Origin of the sequence: Bacillus sp. ISL-35 (assembly GCF_018613355.1) — a bacterium.
Taxonomy (GTDB): Bacteria; Bacillota; Bacilli; order Bacillales; family Cytobacillaceae; genus Mesobacillus.
In genome coordinates, this window is sequence record NZ_JAGGQK010000004.1 from 167,239 (window position 1) to 184,841 (window position 17,603).

General features: G+C 42.4%; 12 protein-coding genes and 1 pseudogene. All 13 read left to right on the forward strand.

Annotated elements, in window-relative coordinates:
• Window positions 1-39 precede the first annotated feature (39 nt).
• The 13 genes and pseudogenes from ganS (at window position 40) to xylF (ending at window position 17,541) form a co-directional block, all read left to right on the forward strand.
• A complete protein-coding gene (ganS, locus tag J7E38_RS06945; protein WP_214706069.1) occupies window positions 40-1,311 on the forward strand; it encodes an arabinogalactan oligomer ABC transporter substrate-binding protein GanS in 1,272 nt (423 codons plus the stop codon).
• A 150-nt stretch (window positions 1,312-1,461) separates the two neighbouring features.
• Window positions 1,462-2,718, forward strand: coding sequence for a galactooligosaccharide ABC transporter permease GanP (gene ganP, locus J7E38_RS06950; RefSeq protein WP_214706070.1), 1,257 nt, complete (start codon window positions 1,462-1,464; stop codon window positions 2,716-2,718).
• A gap of 3 nt (window positions 2,719-2,721) precedes the next feature.
• Entirely contained in the window at window positions 2,722-3,573 is an 852-nt protein-coding gene (gene ganQ / locus J7E38_RS06955) for a galactooligosaccharide ABC transporter permease GanQ (protein WP_214706071.1), read from the forward strand.
• A gap of 42 nt (window positions 3,574-3,615) precedes the next feature.
• Entirely contained in the window at window positions 3,616-5,676 is a 2,061-nt protein-coding gene (locus J7E38_RS06960; RefSeq protein WP_285291712.1) for a beta-galactosidase GanA, read from the forward strand.
• A gap of 709 nt (window positions 5,677-6,385) precedes the next feature.
• Window positions 6,386-7,567 (forward strand): annotated as a pseudogene (gene ganB, locus J7E38_RS24445) (arabinogalactan endo-beta-1,4-galactanase); the annotation flags it as partial.
• Window positions 7,562-8,248, forward strand: a complete 687-nt coding sequence (locus J7E38_RS24450; RefSeq protein ID WP_483297161.1) for an Ig-like domain-containing protein — start codon at window positions 7,562-7,564, stop codon at window positions 8,246-8,248. The pseudogene ganB and the gene J7E38_RS24450, both read left to right, overlap by 6 nt.
• A gap of 486 nt (window positions 8,249-8,734) precedes the next feature.
• Window positions 8,735-9,742 carry a LacI family DNA-binding transcriptional regulator gene (locus tag J7E38_RS06970; protein WP_214706073.1) on the forward strand — a complete coding sequence of 336 codons (1,008 nt, stop codon included), beginning with the start codon at window positions 8,735-8,737 and terminating at the stop codon, window positions 9,740-9,742.
• Window positions 9,743-9,813: 71 nt separating this feature from the next.
• Window positions 9,814-11,046, forward strand: a complete 1,233-nt coding sequence (locus tag J7E38_RS06975) for an ABC transporter substrate-binding protein (protein WP_214706074.1) — start codon at window positions 9,814-9,816, stop codon at window positions 11,044-11,046.
• 62 nt (window positions 11,047-11,108) lie between these two features.
• The gene (locus tag J7E38_RS06980) at window positions 11,109-11,972 is read left to right on the forward strand and encodes a carbohydrate ABC transporter permease (protein ID WP_214706075.1); all 864 of its coding nucleotides are present in this window, start codon (window positions 11,109-11,111) and stop codon (window positions 11,970-11,972) included.
• Entirely contained in the window at window positions 11,972-12,793 is an 822-nt protein-coding gene (locus tag J7E38_RS06985) for a carbohydrate ABC transporter permease (protein WP_214706076.1), read from the forward strand. The genes J7E38_RS06980 and J7E38_RS06985 overlap by 1 nt, the downstream gene beginning before the upstream one ends.
• Window positions 12,794-12,838: 45 nt before the next feature.
• A complete protein-coding gene (locus J7E38_RS06990; RefSeq protein ID WP_214706077.1) occupies window positions 12,839-14,524 on the forward strand; it encodes a glycoside hydrolase family 13 protein in 1,686 nt (561 codons plus the stop codon).
• Window positions 14,525-14,572: 48 nt separating this feature from the next.
• Complete coding sequence (locus J7E38_RS06995) at window positions 14,573-16,204, forward strand: glycoside hydrolase family 13 protein (protein WP_214706079.1); 1,632 nt, start codon at window positions 14,573-14,575, stop codon at window positions 16,202-16,204.
• 251 nt (window positions 16,205-16,455) lie between these two features.
• Complete coding sequence (gene xylF, locus J7E38_RS07000; protein WP_214706081.1) at window positions 16,456-17,541, forward strand: D-xylose ABC transporter substrate-binding protein; 1,086 nt, start codon at window positions 16,456-16,458, stop codon at window positions 17,539-17,541.
• Window positions 17,542-17,603: the final 62 nt, after the last annotated feature.

Below are 17,603 nucleotides of genomic sequence, written 5' to 3' on the forward strand. Positions count from 1 at the left end.
TCCTGGAATCCAAAACCAACCTTGAAAGGATGTAAATCCATGAAGAAATTCAAAAAGTATTTCGGTCTTATGAGTGGTATTGCATTAACTTTATCGCTGGCTGCATGCGGGCCTGATGACAATGCAGAAGATGCCTCAAAGGAAGCACCAAAAGATAAAAATGTTGAGTTACTAGTTTGGGAAGATATTCAAAAAGGTGAAGGCATTAAGGATGCCATTTCCCAATTTGAAAAAGATAACAATGTAACAGTTAAAGTGGTTGAAAAGGCATATGCCCAGCAAATCGAGGACTTGCGTTTAGATGGTCCGGCTGGTACAGGCCCTGACGTCCTTACTATGCCTGGGGACCAGATTGGAACAGCAGTAACAGAAGGATTGATCAAACAATTGAATGTTAGTGATGATGTAACATCCATCTATACTGAAGCTGCGATGCAGTCACAAATGGTTGACAATAAAGTTTACGGATTGCCAAAGGCTGTAGAAACAACCATGCTTTATTACAATAAAGACCTTGTTTCTGCAGAAGAATTGCCTAAAACTTTGGATGAGTGGTATGACTACTCCAAGAAAGTTACAGATGGTAAGAATTTTGGATTCCTGGCTTTATTTGATCAAATTTACTATGCAAACAGTGTCATGAGCGGTTACGGCGGATATATTTTCGGCCAAGATGCAGATGGCAATTATAACCCGGAAGATATCGGTCTAAACAATGAGGGAGCAATTGAAGGTGCTCAATATATCCAAAAGTTTTATAAAGAAAAATTATTCCCTTCTGGAATCGTTGGCGAGCAGGGAATCAACGTTTTAGAGTCATTATTTACTGAAGGAAAAGCCGCGGCGATTATTTCTGGTCCATGGAACATCGAGCCATTTACAAAAGCCGGCGTCAACTATGGAGTTAGTAAATTGCCAGAGCTTTCAAATGGTAAGAACATGAGTGCGTTTATTGGAGTGAAAAGTTACAATGTCAGCGGATATTCTAAGAATGCCGAGCTAGCAGAGAAGTTAGTTGTTTTCCTGGCGAATGAAGAGAATTCCAAGAAGCGTTATGAATTAACACAAGAGGTTCCTGCTGTAGCAGCTTTAGCTGATGACCCTGCCGTTACAGAAAGCGAAGCAGCACAAGCTGTGGCAGAACAGTCCCAGTTCTCTGAATTAATGCCGAGTATTCCGCAAATGAACGAAGTTTGGACACCGGCAGATGCAGCCCTGCAAACGATCGCTACAGGCAAGGCGGAGCCTAAAGACGCATTGAACCAGGCTGTTGAAACGATAAAAGGACAAATTAAAGCTAAACATAAATAATGATTGAATAGTCAGCAGTTAAAAATGGTGTCAAACGCACATATTGTTTGACACCATTTATTGTAATGACAAGGGCAGTTTGATTTTTAACGAAACTAAGGCACTTAAGCTTTTCATTTTCAACTGTCTAAAATGATTGAGGTGAAAAAAATGCAACATCGCAAATTAGCCCTATTGTTATCCCTTATTCCAGGACTTGGCCAAATTTACAATAAGCAATGGATCAAGGGTGGTTTGTTCCTTTTCCTTGCGGTGTCCTTCTTCTTAGTGTTTGGAGACCTAATGGATATGGGGTTTTGGGGGCTTTTTACATTAGGGGAAATGGTGCCCCGGGACAACTCCATATTCCTGCTCGCTCAAGGGATCATTGCACTTATCGTCACATTTTTTGGTCTCGCTTTCTACTACTTGAATTTCCGGGATGCTTATAAAAATGGATCATTGCGTGATGATAACCAGAAACCGAGTTCGCTAAAGGATGATTACCAAAACTTAATTTCCCAGGGCTATCCTTATGTAATTAGTGGCCCCTCTCTGTTTATATTAATTTTTGCAGTCATCTTTCCGATCCTGTTCAGCTTTGCTCTGGCGTTTACCAATTATGATTTATATCATTCCCCGCCAGCTAATCTGGCTGATTGGGTTGGTTTCCAGACATTTTTAGAAATTTTCACAGTCGATATCTGGCGCTCTACCTTTTTTGATGTATTGGCCTGGACGGTGATCTGGACGCTCGTCGCATCTACGCTTCAGGTTAGCATTGGAATATTCATGGCTGTTTTAGTGAATCAAAATGATTTGAAGTTTAAAAGGTTTTACCGAACTATTTTAGTGTTGCCGTGGGCAGTGCCAGGCTTTGTAACAATCCTGATATTTGCTGGTCTTTTTAATGATAGTTTTGGTGCAATTAATAATGATATTTTAGCAGCCTTTGGCATTGACTCAATCGCTTGGCTGACAGATGAGAACTGGACAAGGGCGGCGTTGATCCTGATGCAGGGTTGGCTTGGGTTCCCTTATATTTTCCTTGTTACCACTGGGGTTCTCCAGTCGATTCCGGATGATCTTTACGAAGCTGCGACAATCGATGGAGCGTCTATGTTCGCGAAGTTCAGATTTATCACGATGCCGATGATCCTGCTTGCAATGGCTCCGCTCATCATTACCCAATTTACGTTTAACTTTAATAACTTTAATATTATTTATCTATTTAACGGCGGCGGCCCTGCAGTACCTGGTTCAACCGCCGGAGGAACCGACATACTGGTGTCCTGGATTTATAAATTGACAATGCAGTCAAGTCAATACTCTCTGGCAGCAGCCCTAACTATTTTGCTTTCGGTGTTTGTTATCGCGATTGCCCTGTGGCAATTCAGGCGGACAAATTCATTTAAAGAGGGGGTTTAATGAATGAATGGAAATATGAAGAAAAATAAAACCCTTCGACTCATTCTATCCTATACGATCCTGACTTTCATGACGGTAATCATAATCTACCCACTGCTCTGGACAGTGGGGGCAAGCTTTAATCCGGGTAACAGTCTGATCAGTACAAGTATCATTCCTAAAAACCCGACATTTGATCATTATCGCGAATTATTTGCCGGAAAAGAAAGTCTTCAGTATGGAAAGTGGTATTTAAACTCTTTGAAAATCAGTATTTTTACGATGATTGGTTCAATGATCAGTGTTTCCTTCACTGCGTATGCTTTCTCACGCTTCCGCTTTAAAGGGAGAAAAAATGCTTTGACGTTATTTTTACTGCTGCAAATGATCCCGCAATTTTCAGCACTCGTCGCGCTCTTTGTATTGGCACAGATGCTTGGAATGATGAACAGCCATTGGCTGTTGATCCTACTGTATATTGGCGGACAAATCCCGATGAATACTTATTTGATGAAGGGATACATGGACTCGATTCCGCTGGATTTGGATGAGAGTGCAAAGATTGATGGGGCAAGCAACACAAGGATTTTCTTGCAGATTATCATGCCACTGTCCAGGCCAATGCTTGCGGTAGTGGCAATGAACGGTTTTACAGGACCGCTTGGTGACTTCGTTCTGTCATCCACAATTTTAAGGGCACCTGAAGCCTATACTTTGCCGATTGGATTATACAATCTGGTAAATGAAGTAATGGGTGCGAGCTATACAACCTTTGCTGCAGGGGCGCTTCTTATCAGTATCCCCATAGCGGTTATCTTCCTAATGCTGCAAAAGCACTTTGTTTCAGGATTAACCGCTGGCGGAACAAAGGGTTAACAGGTAGAACAAACTGTTAAAAATGGTTAGAAGGAGAGTCTTATGTCAAAACATGAAAGAACTTATACAACGAAAGCGGACTTCATGCTTCATGGAGGAGACTACAATCCTGATCAATGGCTGGACCGGCCTGATATATTGGCTGATGATATAAAGCTGATGCAGCTGTCACACAGCAATGCTTTTTCGGTTGGGATATTTGCCTGGAGCACTCTTGAGCCGGAAGAGGGAGTCTACAATTTTGAATGGCTGGACAAAGTTTTTGATGATATCCATGGCATCGGGGGCAGAGTAATTCTGGCAACCCCAAGTGGTGCCCGTCCGGCATGGATGTCTCAGAAATATCCTGAAGTGTTGCGCGTCAATAGCTCCAGGGTGAAGCAGCTTCAAGGAGGAAGACATAATCATTGCTTTACTTCAAAGGTATACCGAGATAAAACGCAGCAGCTCAATCGCCTGCTGGCAGAAAGATATGGAAAGCACCCTGCGCTTTTAATGTGGCATATCTCGAATGAATATGGCGGCGAATGTCATTGTGATTCATGTCAGACTGCCTTCAGGAACTGGCTGAAAGAAAAATACAATCATGATCTTAAAGCCTTGAATGACGCATGGTGGGGTCCTTTCTGGAGTCACACTTTTAATGACTGGTCCCAGATTGAATCGCCATCGCCCATTGGAGAAAGCATGGTTCACGGGCTGAATTTGGACTGGAAAAGATTTGTAACAGACCAGACGATATCATTTTTTGAAAACGAAATTGTTCCAATCAAGGAATTGACACCAGATATTCCGGTAACGACGAATTTCATGGCAGACACTCATGATTTAATTCCTTTCCAGGGACTGGATTACAGTAAATTTGCAGAGAAACTCGATGTGATTAGCTGGGATGCCTATCCAGCCTGGCATAACGATTGGGAAAAGACAGCAGATTTGGCAATGAAAGTAGGCTTTATAGATGATTTGTACCGGAGCCTTAAACAGCAGCCATTCCTATTGCTGGAATCTACACCAAGCGGAGTAAACTGGCACCAGGTGAACAAAGCGAAACGGCCGGGCATGCATCTCTTGTCGTCTATGCAAATGGTCGCTCACGGATCAGACAGTGTCATGTATTTTCAGTGGCGGAAGTCCCGTGGTTCTTCGGAAAAGTTCCATGGTGCTGTCGTTGACCATGACAATAGTGCAGAGAATCGTGTATTTAAAGAAGTGACAAAGGTAGGGGAAACACTGGAAAAGCTATCTGAAGTCGTCGGCACAAATCGCCCGTCTGATGTGGCGATTCTTTACGATTGGGAAAGTAACTGGGCTTTAAATGATGCGCAAGGATTCGGCATGGATTCAAAGTGTTATCCGCAGACATTGCAAGAGCATTATAGGGCCTTCTGGGAACGAGATATCCCAGTGGATGTCATAACAAAAGAACAGGATTTCTCCCAGTATAAATTATTGATTGTTCCGATGCTCTACCTGGTAAGTGAAGAGACGATATCCCGCTTGAAGTCCTTCGTAGGTGAAGGCGGTACCTTAGTGATGACTTATATCAGCGGTTTAGTAAATGAACATGATTTAACATATTTAGGAGGTTGGCACCAAGACCTCCAGGAGATTTTCGGTATGAGACCTTTAGAGAGCGATACGTATTACCCGAACGATAAAAATGCTGTCAGCTATCGCAATCAATCCTATGAGTTGAAAGACTATGCAACCATCATTGAACTGAATACGGCTGCAGTAGAAGGTGTTTACGAGGAAGACTTTTATTCTGGAACACCTGCCGTGACCAGTCACAAATATGGAAACGGCCATACCTATTATATTGGAGGACGAATGGAGGATGAGTTCCAACGCGATTTCTACAACGGATTGATAGAACGCTTGCAAATTGAATCAGCAGCAGATGTTAAACATGGTAAGGGTGTATCCGTCCAGGCAAGAAAATCTCCGGAAAGTGACTATATTTTTGTCATGAACTTTACGGAAGAGCAGCAGCCGGTAACCTTTGAATCACAAGTGAGAGATTTGCTGACCGGAGAAGAGATTTCTGGGGAGCTGACCCTGGAAAAATATGAAGTAAGAATTGTCGAGAAAAAACGTTGAGAAGCGAGGAAGAAATTCCTTGCTTCTTCCTATAACTATCCTAAAGGTCCATTCTATTAAAGGATGGATGTTTTCTATTGAAGTTTTTGAAAACGCTTACTTGAAAGGGGACAGGAATATGGGTAAAAGAGTAAAGAGTATTATTTTGATGTTATCGTTCATCATGGTATTTGGTTCGGTTTTTTCAAATCAGAATCAAGGGTTTGCACAGGTACAATTGATTAACAACGGCGGGTTTGAGACAAGTTTCTGGGATGACGGGTCATGGAACGTGGAAACAGCGAATTGGGATGGTGTTGATATACAACATTTTTCATACGCAAGCGATTCCTGGATGGCACCTGCCGAGAGCAGCTATGCACTTAAATATTGGATGAAAGATTCTGCAGGTGAAAACCAGACATTTACGATTAGTCAAACAATCCCTTCTCTTCCTGCGGGAAGCTACGAGATTTCTGTGAAGACGATGGGTGGAGCAGGAGCAGAGGCCGGGAGTGTGAATCTTTTTGCCGGGGAGTCAGCAGGAAGTGCAGAAGTGACGACAGGGTATAATTCATGGGGAACAGCTGTTTTGAAATTCGATCTTGCTGAAGCGGCGGCTGATTTCAAGGTGGGAGCCATCGTTTCCGGCGCACCGAATGCATGGGGTTATCTGGACAGCTTCAGCTTAAGTTCATTGGGAGGTGGTAATGTGGAAATACCTGAACCAGCAGCAGCTGACATTTTCGTGAAAAGAGTGGACGGCATTGATGATGGATTTATCAAAGGTGTTGATGTATCCAGCATTATCGCGCTGGAACAAAGCGGTGTGAAATTTTACAATGAAGCTGGAAAGAAACAGGATATTTTCAAAACCTTGAATGAAGCTGGTGTGAATTACGTCCGTGTCCGTGTCTGGAATGAACCGTATAATGCAAGAGGAAATGGTTATGGCGGCGGCAATAATGATGTGGATAAAGCGATCGAAATTGGCAAAAGGGCGACTGAAAATGGAATGAAGCTGCTGGTGGACTTCCATTACTCCGACTTCTGGGCAGATCCTGGTAAACAGCAGGCTCCGAAAGCTTGGAAGAATTTAAGTTTTGAAGATAAGAAAGCAGCACTTTATCAATTTACCAAAGATAGCCTGCAGGCTATGATGGATGCAGGCATCGATATTGGGATGGTGCAGGTAGGCAATGAAACAAATGGAGGGCTGGCTGGAGAATATGAATGGGATAAAATGAGTCAGTTATTCAATGAAGGAAGCAGGGCAGTAAGAGAGGTGGATTCAAGTATATTAGTTGCATTGCATTTTACTAACCCGGAAACTGCCGGAAGATATGCTTCCATTGCTAAGACACTGGATGAGAATGCTGTTGACTATGATGTATTTGCAAGCTCATATTATCCATTTTGGCATGGTACACTGGCTAATCTGACCTCTGTTCTAAAGAATGTGGCCGACACATATGGCAAACAAGTGATGGTGGCTGAAACATCATATACGTACACAAGCGAAGACGGAGATGGACATGGAAATACCGCACCGAAAAGCTCTGGCCAAACTCTGAATTACCCTGTAACTGTCCAAGGACAGGCAACTGCCGTAAGAGATGTAATGGAGGCTGTTGCGAACGTAGGAGAAGCAGGGATGGGTGTTTTCTATTGGGAACCAGCATGGATTCCTGCTGCACCAGATAAAAAACTGAAAAAAAACCAAAAGCTTTGGGAAAAGTATGGATCAGGCTGGGCTACGAGCTTTGCGGCTGAATACGATCCTGAAGATGCAGGACAATGGTATGGAGGAAGTGCGGTAGACAATCAGGCATTATTTGATTTTTATGGCCATCCGCTGCCATCCTTGAATGTATTCAAGTATGTCGATACAGGTGCAGTCGCTCCTTTGAGAATCGATGAAATTAAAGATCTGTCGATTAAAGCCAATGCAGGTGAATCCGTGCAGCTGCCAGAAACCGTTACGGTTACTTATAATGATGGAAGCAAAGGTTCCGTTGCAGTTCAATGGGATCAGGAGGCTCTGCAACAAGCAATTGACACTGGTGTTGGAACCTATGTAATTACAGGGGCTGTAGATGGCGGTTACACAGTAGAAGCAAATCTGGAAATCAAGCCGGAGAATTTTGTGCAGAACCCAGGTTTCGAAGAAAGTGACAGAAGCATGTGGAACATCATCTATCCAGAAGGAGTTACACCGCATACTGATTATCAAGAAAAAGCTGCTGATGCAAAAACAGGAAATTACTCGTTGCATTTTTATTCAAGCGAAGCGGTTGACTTCAAGGTTGAACAGACAATTACTGGCCTGGAACCAGGCTATTATAATCTTTCTATGTTCCTGCAAGGCGGGGACGCAGACGAATCGGAAATGTTCTTATATGCTAAAACCAGTGACCAGGAATATAAATTCGATACATCGGTCAATGGCTGGGTGAACTGGAATAACCCTGAAATAAAGGAAATCCCGGTACTTGATGGAAGCATAACAATTGGAGCGAGCATTAAAGCGGGCCAAGGTGCATGGGGAAGTTTGGATGATTTTTATTTATACAAAGTGAAAGAGTTGAATTAATGGATTGATGATACTCTCTGCTTTAGGCGGAGAGTATCATTGGCAATGCGAACATCGAGTTCTTAAAGCAGAGAACATGGTTTGTGTTAGTAAATTCGAAGAGAATGTTGCTGCCTTATCGAATTTGAAACTCAGTGAAGAAGAATTAGGAAAAATTGATGATATTCACATTAATTAGAACGTGTTAAGATATTGTCCCTATAGTATAGATGAAAAGAAGCATAGGGAACTGTGCTTCTTTTTTGCATTGTGAAATATCCAAATGTTCGGTTCAGGAATTTTATTCCCGCGGACGGTTTTGATAGTTCTTATGCTACCTTGGTAACAAGTCAAAGAATAGTCTTCACTGTAGGTGGATGTTGAAAGCGATAAAAAATGGGAGTATATTTTTAGTTAAAAACTATTGAAAGGGTTTGCATAACGTGCTATTATTTTTACGTAAACGTTTTCGTTTTTTATTAATCTTTGGTGCAAGGCAGGTGGGATATGTCCTATACGATTAAAGACGTTGCCAAGAAGGCCAATGTCTCGATAGCAACAGTTTCAAGGATTCTGAATGGCCAGGCAGGCTACTCGGAAAAGACTAAACTAAAAGTATTGAAGGTCATTGAAGAGCTTGGATACTCACCCAATGCTGTAGCCAGAGGATTAATAAATAAAAGAACCCATACGATCGGCGTCCTTTTTCCAAAGCTCTCCAGCTCGCTGGTGACAGACCTGCTGGATGGGATTGAGAAGGCAGCAAATGAAAACGGCTCCAGTGTCATTGTTTGCCATACTGAATCAAATGGCGAAAAAACAATGAATTATCTTCAGCTGTTGATCGAAAAAAGGGTTGATGGAATCATTTTTGCGAGTGAAATACTGAAGGATGAATATTATCAGTATGTCAAGAAATCAAAAATGCCCATCGTTCTCCTATCAACAGAATCCTATGCATTCCCGGTTCCTTATGTAAAGGTCAATGACTTCCATGCTGCCTATGCAGCTGCGAAGTATTTAATTGATAAAGGACATACTGAAATCGGCATGATCAGCGGGAATAAAGAAGATATCGTTGCCGGGAAACCGAGGATTGATGGTTTTCAAAAGGCTTTGGGAGACCATGGGATTGCCTGCGATGAGAGAAATATCGTTAACAGCAAGGGCTTTGGCTTTCATGATGGGCTGGATGGTTTGAGGAAAATGATGGAACAATTTCCTGAGGTAAAAGCGATTTTTGCGGCAAGTGATGAAATTGCCATGGGTGTTTTATCAGCGGCTTACCAGCAGGGAATAAAAGTACCTGAAGAGCTGTCCGTGATTGGTTTCGATAATTTGAACCTTGCTGAAATGACGATTCCTCCGCTTACGACAATCGGCCAGCCGCTGGTAAAAATGGGGGAAGCATCAGCACAAATGTTATTTAAGATACTGGAAACAGGTGAAATTCCGGAAAGCCGGATTATGCCTCATAAAGTAGTTGAAAGATTAAGTGTAAAAGAGAGAGCTTAATGACTCTCTTTTTCTAAACACATTTAAGTAAACGTTTACGTTAAAAGCGTGAAAACTTAGGAGGAATAGACATGTTCAAGAAAATGACAGCAGGTGTAATGGCAGTAGCAATGGGAGCTTCCTTATTAGCAGGCTGCTCTTCAGACAAAGCGGATGATGGAAAAGTAACATTAGAGCTGTTTTCCAATAAATCCGAAAGCATTCAGACTTATAAGGGATTAATTAAAGAATTCGAAAAGCAAAACCCGGATATCAAGATCAAACTGGATGCTCCGCCTGAAGCTGAAACAGTCCTGAAGACACGTCTTACTAAAAATGATCTCCCGGATATTATGTCCATCGCCGGAAATGCAACTTACGGTGAATTAGGGCGTGCAGGAGTATTGGAAGATTTCTCTGGTTCAGAACTAGAAAAGAAAGTTCAGCCTTCATATGTTGACATGGTTAACCGTCTAGTTGGACCTGAAGAGAAGGGCACATTTGGTCTGCCATATGCAACGAATGCAAATGCGGTTATTTATAACAAGGCAAAGTTTGAAGAGCACGGACTTACAGTTCCAACTACCTGGGATGAGTTCATCGCAAGCCTTGATAAAGTGAAGGCGGCGGGAGACACTCCGATTTACTTTACATTGAAGGATGCATGGACTGGCATGATTGCCTGGAACTCACTTGGTGCTAATGTCGCAGGTGAAGATTTCGCCGAAAAAAAGAATGCTGGTGAAACATCATTTGTAGAAAGCTATGATGAAGTAGCTGATAAGATGGCAACATTGGTGAAATACGGACACAAGGATAATATGGGAGTGGCGTATGGCGATGGAAATAATGCTTTTGCCAACGGAAAGTCCGTATTCTATCTACAGGGCAACTGGGCGATTCCAGAAATCCTGAAAGCAAACCCTGACATGGAATTGGGCGTGTTCCCAATGCCAGTTACAAATGACCCTGCAAAAAATAAATTGGTATCAGGTGTTGACGTACTCCTTACTGTTAGCAAAGATACAGAGCATAAAGAAGAAGCAATGAAATTTGTTGAATTCATGATGAATCAGGAAACGGCTAAAAAATATATTGACGAGCAAAAGGCATTCTCTGCTATTGAAGGTGTTTACCAGGAAAACCCTGTATTTGAAGGAATCAAGAGCAACTTTGAAACAGGTGCCATCACCAGCTTCCCGGATCACTATTATCCAGCAGGAATGGGAGCTGAAAACCTGGTACAGGAATTCTTGATCAAGAAAGATAAGGAAAAATTCTTGAAAAAAATGGACAGCGAGTGGGAAAAAGTACAAAATCGCTAATCCGCAAACAAGCCAGGGTGTCCTATGATCCCTGGCTTTCCTAAAAAGGAGTTGTCATCATCATGAAAAAGAAAAATAATGTTTTCCTGTTCATTGCCATACCTGCCTTCATCCTTTTTTTCATTTTTCATAGCTATCCTGCATTGCAGGGGATTTTTTACAGCTTCACAGACTGGAAAGGCTATGGGGACTGGAACTTTGTAGGATTAAAAAATTACTTGAATGTATTCAAGGACGGCCGTGCTGGTGATGCGTACCTGTTCACATTTAAATTCGCTATTGTTTCTACCATTCTGGTAAATATCATAAGCCTTGCCGTTGCGATTGGGCTTAATTCGAAAATTAAATTCCATAAGACTCTTCGGGCAATCTACTTCTTGCCTTATATTCTTAGCATATTGATTGTCGGTTTTATTTTTAACTTCATTTTTGCCCATGTGCTGCCTAGAGTCGGCGAGGCAATGGGCTGGGAATTCCTTAGCATGAATATCCTTGGTAATCCGGATCTTGCCTGGATTGGGATTGTCATTGTCGCGGTATGGCAGGCTGTATCTTTCAATACGATTCTATACCTTGCTGGACTGGTGACGATTTCCGAGGATTTATATGAAGCTGCGAGCATTGACGGAGCCGGTATCTGGACGAAGTTCTGGAGAATCACATTCCCGTTAATCGCGCCTTTCTTTACGATTAATATGGTTTTATCCCTCAAAAACTTCTTGATGGTATTCGACCAGATCGTCGCATTGACAGGCGGCGGACCAGGAAAATCAACAGAATCAATTTCCTTGCTGATTTACCGCGGCGGTTTTGAAGGCGGGCAATTTGCCTATCAATCTGCCAATGCCGTCATTTACTTTATCGTGATTATTATCTTCTCTGTCATTCAATTAAAATTCTTAAATAAAAGAGAGGTGGAAAACTGATGAATCGCAAAAAAAATAGCTGGGTCATTACCACTCTCTTGATTTTAGGGTCATTGTTGATACTATTTCCACTATATTTAACGGTTACCATCGCTTTTAAAACTCCGCCTGAAATGGCTGGCAATTTATTGGCGCTGCCGAATACATGGTCTTTTGATAACTTTGCCAATGCGATTGAAATGACAAATTTCTTTAATGCATTCAAAAACAGTGCGTTTGTGACGGTTTTTGTGGTCATATTTACTGTAATGACAAATTCACTTGTCTCCTATGCGATTGCTAGGAACATGCATAAGAAGTTTTATAAGTTTTTATACTTCTATTTTTTAAGTGCGATGTTCATTCCTTTTCCGATTATCATGCTTCCGCTTGTAAAACAGACAAGCGCATGGGGAATGGATAACCTGGTTGGACTGATCATCCTGTACATCGTGTTCAATCTATCTTTCAACGTATTCATTTATATTGGATATATCAAGTCCATTCCTGTGGAACTGGAAGAGGCGGCGATCATGGATGGAGCAAGTACCTGGGGTGTTTTCTGGAAGGTTATCTTCCCGCTGCTTGCACCAATGAACGCTACAGTCGCGATCATTACCAGTCTTGGAGCATGGAATGACTTCATGCTGCCGCTCGTCTTGCTGAGTGACAGGGATATGGCGACTCTTCCACTTGTTCAGTATATTTTCCAATCGCAATTCAGCACGGATTATAATCTGGCATTTGCTTCTTATTTGATGGCACTAGCACCGATGATCATCGTGTACATTTTTGCCCAGAAATGGATCATTAGCGGTGTCATGAAAGGTTCGATAAAATAACTTTATTATTATAATAGATTTTTAATTTGATCGGAGTGTATTGATGTGAACAAGACCTGGTGGAAAGAAAGTGTTATTTATCAAATTTATCCGAGGAGCTTCAATGATTCAAATGGAGACGGAATCGGAGACATCAATGGAATAACGGAAAAAATTCCTTATTTAAGCGAGCTAGGCATTGATGTGATCTGGCTATCTCCGGTTTATCAATCACCTAATGACGATAATGGCTATGATATTTCTGATTACCGGAATATCATGGACGAGTTTGGCACCATGCAGGACTTTGATAATATGCTGGCAGAAGCTCACCGTCATGGAATCAAAATCATGATGGACCTTGTTGTCAACCACTCAAGCGATGAGCACGCATGGTTCCAGGAATCCCGGAAGTCAAAAGACAATCCATACAGAGACTATTATATCTGGAAAAAGCCGGAGAATGGCGAGCCGCCGACAAATTGGGGAGCTGCTTTTGGCGGGAGTGTCTGGGAATACGATGAAGAGACAGGCGAGTACTATCTCCACCTTTTCAGCAAAAAACAGCCAGACCTTAACTGGGAGAACCCTGTCTTAAGAAACGAAGTATATGAAATGATGCGTTATTGGCTGGATAAAGGCATTGACGGATTCCGGATGGATGTCATCAATTTCATTTCAAAAGATACAAGCTATCCTCAAGCGGAAGTCCGTGAAGGACATAAATACGGGGATGGCGGCAAGTATTATATGAATGGCCCGAAAATCCATGAATTTCTCCAGGAAATGAACAAAGAAGCCCTAAGCAATTATGACACAATCACTGTCGGAGAGATGCCAGGTGTTACGGTTGACGAAGGCAAGCTCTATACAGGTACAGATCGGAAAGAATTGAATATGGTGTTCCATTTTGAACATGTTGGCCTCGGTGACGGACAATTCGGCAAGTGGGATCCGCGCGAATGGAAGCTGACCGAGCTGAAGGAAATCTTCACTAAATGGCAAAAGGGTCTGGAAAAAGACGGCTGGAACAGTCTTTATTGGAGCAACCATGACCAGCCGCGGGCTATTTCACGCTGGGGCAATGATTCTGATGAGCACAGGGTTGTATCTGGCAAGATGATTGCTACCTGCCTCCATATGATGCAGGGTACGCCATATATTTACCAGGGTGAAGAAATCGGCATGACGAATGTGAAATTCGATGATATCAATGATTACCGGGATATCGAAACATTGAATGCTTATCGCGATTTAACTCCTGATTCCTTGACACATGAAGAAATTTTCAAGGGAATTCATGAGCGCGGCCGTGACAATGCAAGGACTCCTGTTCAGTGGGACAGCAGCGCCAATGCCGGGTTTACAACTGGGACGCCATGGATCAATGTAAATCCTAATTATGAGACGATCAATGCCGAAGCAGTTTTAAAAGATGAAGACTCTATTTTCTATTACTATAAGAAGCTCATCGAACTAAGAAAGCAAAACGAAGTAGTCGTGTACGGCACATATGATGTAGTAATGGAAGAAGATGAGCAGATTTTTGCTTATACCCGGACACTTGGGGATGATCAATTATTGGTGATCTGTAACTTCAGCGACCAAAATCCTGTTTTTACTCTTCCTGATAGTGTTCGTTATTCATCGAAGGAATTGCTGATTTCAAATCTTGAAGTAGACGAAAATGAATCAATCGATGAATTGACGCTTCAGCCTTATGAAGCAAGGGTATATCGATTAACAAAATAATGAAAAGGGCCTATATTGGGCCCTTTTTCATGGAACTGAGGTGCTGGAATGAAGAAAAAGTGGTGGAAAGAGGCTGTTGTTTACCAGGTGTACTGGCGAAGCTTTTATGATTCCGATGGTGATGGATATGGTGATTTGAAGGGAGTAATTGAAAAGCTCGATTACATTAAAGGTCTTGGAATCGACGTGATCTGGCTGAATCCTTTCTATGAATCTCCAGACCGTGATAATGGGTACGATATCTCGAATTATTATCGTGTAATGGAGAAGGCTGGAGACATGGCTATTTTTCAGGAGTTGGTCCAGGAAATCCATAACCGGGGTATGAAGGTGATCATGGATTTAGTCGTCAACCATACATCTGTTCAGCATCCATGGTTTCTTGAATCCCGCTCCTCTAAGGATAACCCGAAGAGGGACTGGTATATTTGGGAAGATCCAAAAGAAGGGAAGGAGCCGAATAACTGGCGTTCCTATTTTGCCCCATCATGCTGGGAGCTTGATCCTGCAACAGGGCAATATTATTACCATTCTTTCGCGGTGGAGCAGCCGGACCTTAACTGGAAAAATCCTGAGCTGCGAAATGAAATATATAAAATGATGCGATTCTGGCTTGAAAAAGGGATTGATGGTTTCCGTATGGATGTGATCAATCTTCTTGCCAAAAGAGAGGATTTTTCAGACGCCGAAAATCCATATGATATTAGTTACCTTGCCAACAATCCAGGAATTCATGATTACCTACAGGAAATGAATCGCGAGGTACTTCAACATTATGATGCCATGACAGTAGGGGAAATTCCTTTTGTTACACCAACAGAGGGGCTTCTCTATGTCGATGAAGACCGAAATGAACTTAATACATTATTCCATTTCCAGGTGGCAGACGAAATGCCGACATGGGATATGATCCGTTTTAAGAGAATCCAATCAAGCTGGTACGATGGTTTAAAGGGAAAAGGCTGGAACTCTCAATTCCTGAACAATCATGACCATACGAGACAAGTGACTCGTTATGGAAATGACGGGAAATATCGCGAACAGTCGGCCAAGCTGCTGGCGACAATGGTCCATACACTGCCAGGAACTCCTTATATATATCAGGGTGAAGAAATCGGGATGACCGGAGTCAGGTTTGACTCCATTGAGGATTATAACGATATTGCCATGAGAAACAAATACTATGAGGAAGTAGCAAAAGGACGCGATCCACAGGAGGTTTTTGAAAGCCTGCTGCTGTTGAGCCGGGATAATTCCAGAACACCGATGCAATGGAATGATGCTCCACAGGCAGGCTTTACAAACGGCGAACCATGGATCAAAGTCAATCCGAACTACAAAGACATCAATGTGGAGGCCGCATTGAAAGACCAGGAATCCGTCTATTATTATTACAAAAAGCTGATCAGTCTGCGAAAAGAAAATGAGGTTATGGTCTACGGAGATTATCAGGATTTATTGCCTGATGATGAAAATTTGTACGTTTACACACGTTCATACAACGGGGTAACGTGGTTGATTGTCCTGAACCATTCAGATGAGCAGCAAACCTTTGCTTTACCTGGGGAACTGCAGGAAAAGGGAAGACAGCTGATTATCTGCAATTATAAGCCGAAGATTGAAAGCAGAGAAAACCTGCTTGATCCGCATGAGGCGAGGGTTTATCAGATTGGCGATTAGGGGATGCAATACAAGCAATTGCAAGGTTATCAGTTAAAAAGGAGAGTGCCTGAAGCACTCTCCTTTTTAACTATCTTGAACTCCTGTACATCATCCCCTTTCCTTAACATCCTTTTTACTAAATTTGATTTGGAAAGTTACTAGCCCCTTCTGAACTAAAATAAACTTAGTTTATCTTGTAGACAAACTAAGATTCCGTTGTTAAAATGAAATTAATTAAACAATTAAAAAATAAGAGGGGGAAATGGTTCATGAAAAAATGTAAGGGTTTTCTATCGGCTCTGCTTGTCTTTGTTTTAGTGCTTGTTGTTTCTGGATGCGGACAGGATGCTGGCGGTAAAGGGGCCAGCAGTGACGCCAAGGATGAGGGGAATGGCAAGTTAAGAATCGGCCTGTCGGTCTCCGACTTAACATTGGAGCGCTGGCAGCATGACAGAGATTTCTTTGTTGATAAAGCAGAGGAATTAGGTGCAGATGTATTGGTTCAATCGGCAAATGGTGATGAGGCGAAACAAGTTTCCCAGATTCAGAACATGATTTCTCAAGATATTGATGCACTTGTCATTATCGCGATCAACTCTGATGCTCTTACAACAGTAGTGGACCAGGCGAAGGCTGAAGGGATTCCTGTACTCGCTTATGACCGTTTGGTAAATGGTACGGATATTGATGCTTATGTTTCCTTTGATAATGTAAGAGTGGGAGAAATGCAGGCTGAATATTTAGTGGAAAAAGTGCCAACAGGAAAGTACTTCTTGATGGGCGGCTCCCCAACTGACAATAACGCAAAAATGTTCAGAGAGGGCCAAATGAACATCATCCAGCCGCTTGTTGATAAAGGCGACATTGAAGTTGTTGGTGATCAGTGGGCAAAAGGCTGGGACGCAAACGAGGCGCTTAAGATCATGGAGAATGCTTTAACTGCTAATAAAAATGATATTGATGTGGTGGTGGCCTCAAATGATAGTACGGCTGGCGGAGCAATCCAGGCACTAGAGGCTCAGGGTCTTGCAGGTAAGGTTGCGATTTCGGGCCAGGATGCTGACTTGGCAGGTGTTCAGCGTATCGCTGAAGGGCTTCAAACAATGACAGTCTATAAACCTATTAAAGCGATTGCCGAGAAAAGTGCTGAGGTTGCCGTACAACTGGCTAAGGGGGAAAAACCTGAAGCTGATTCAACAGTGAATAATGGAAAACTGGATGTGCCTTTCATCAAGCTTGATCCAATCAAGGTAGGAAAAGAAAACATTGTTGATACAGTCATCAAGGATGGATTCCACTCTTATGATGATGTTTATAAAAATGTACCTGAAGGTGAGCGTCCAGCACGCCCTTAATAAAAGGAATCAAGATTCATTAGCGCTCCTGGCAAATCAAATGATAGGCAGTCAGTCTGGCT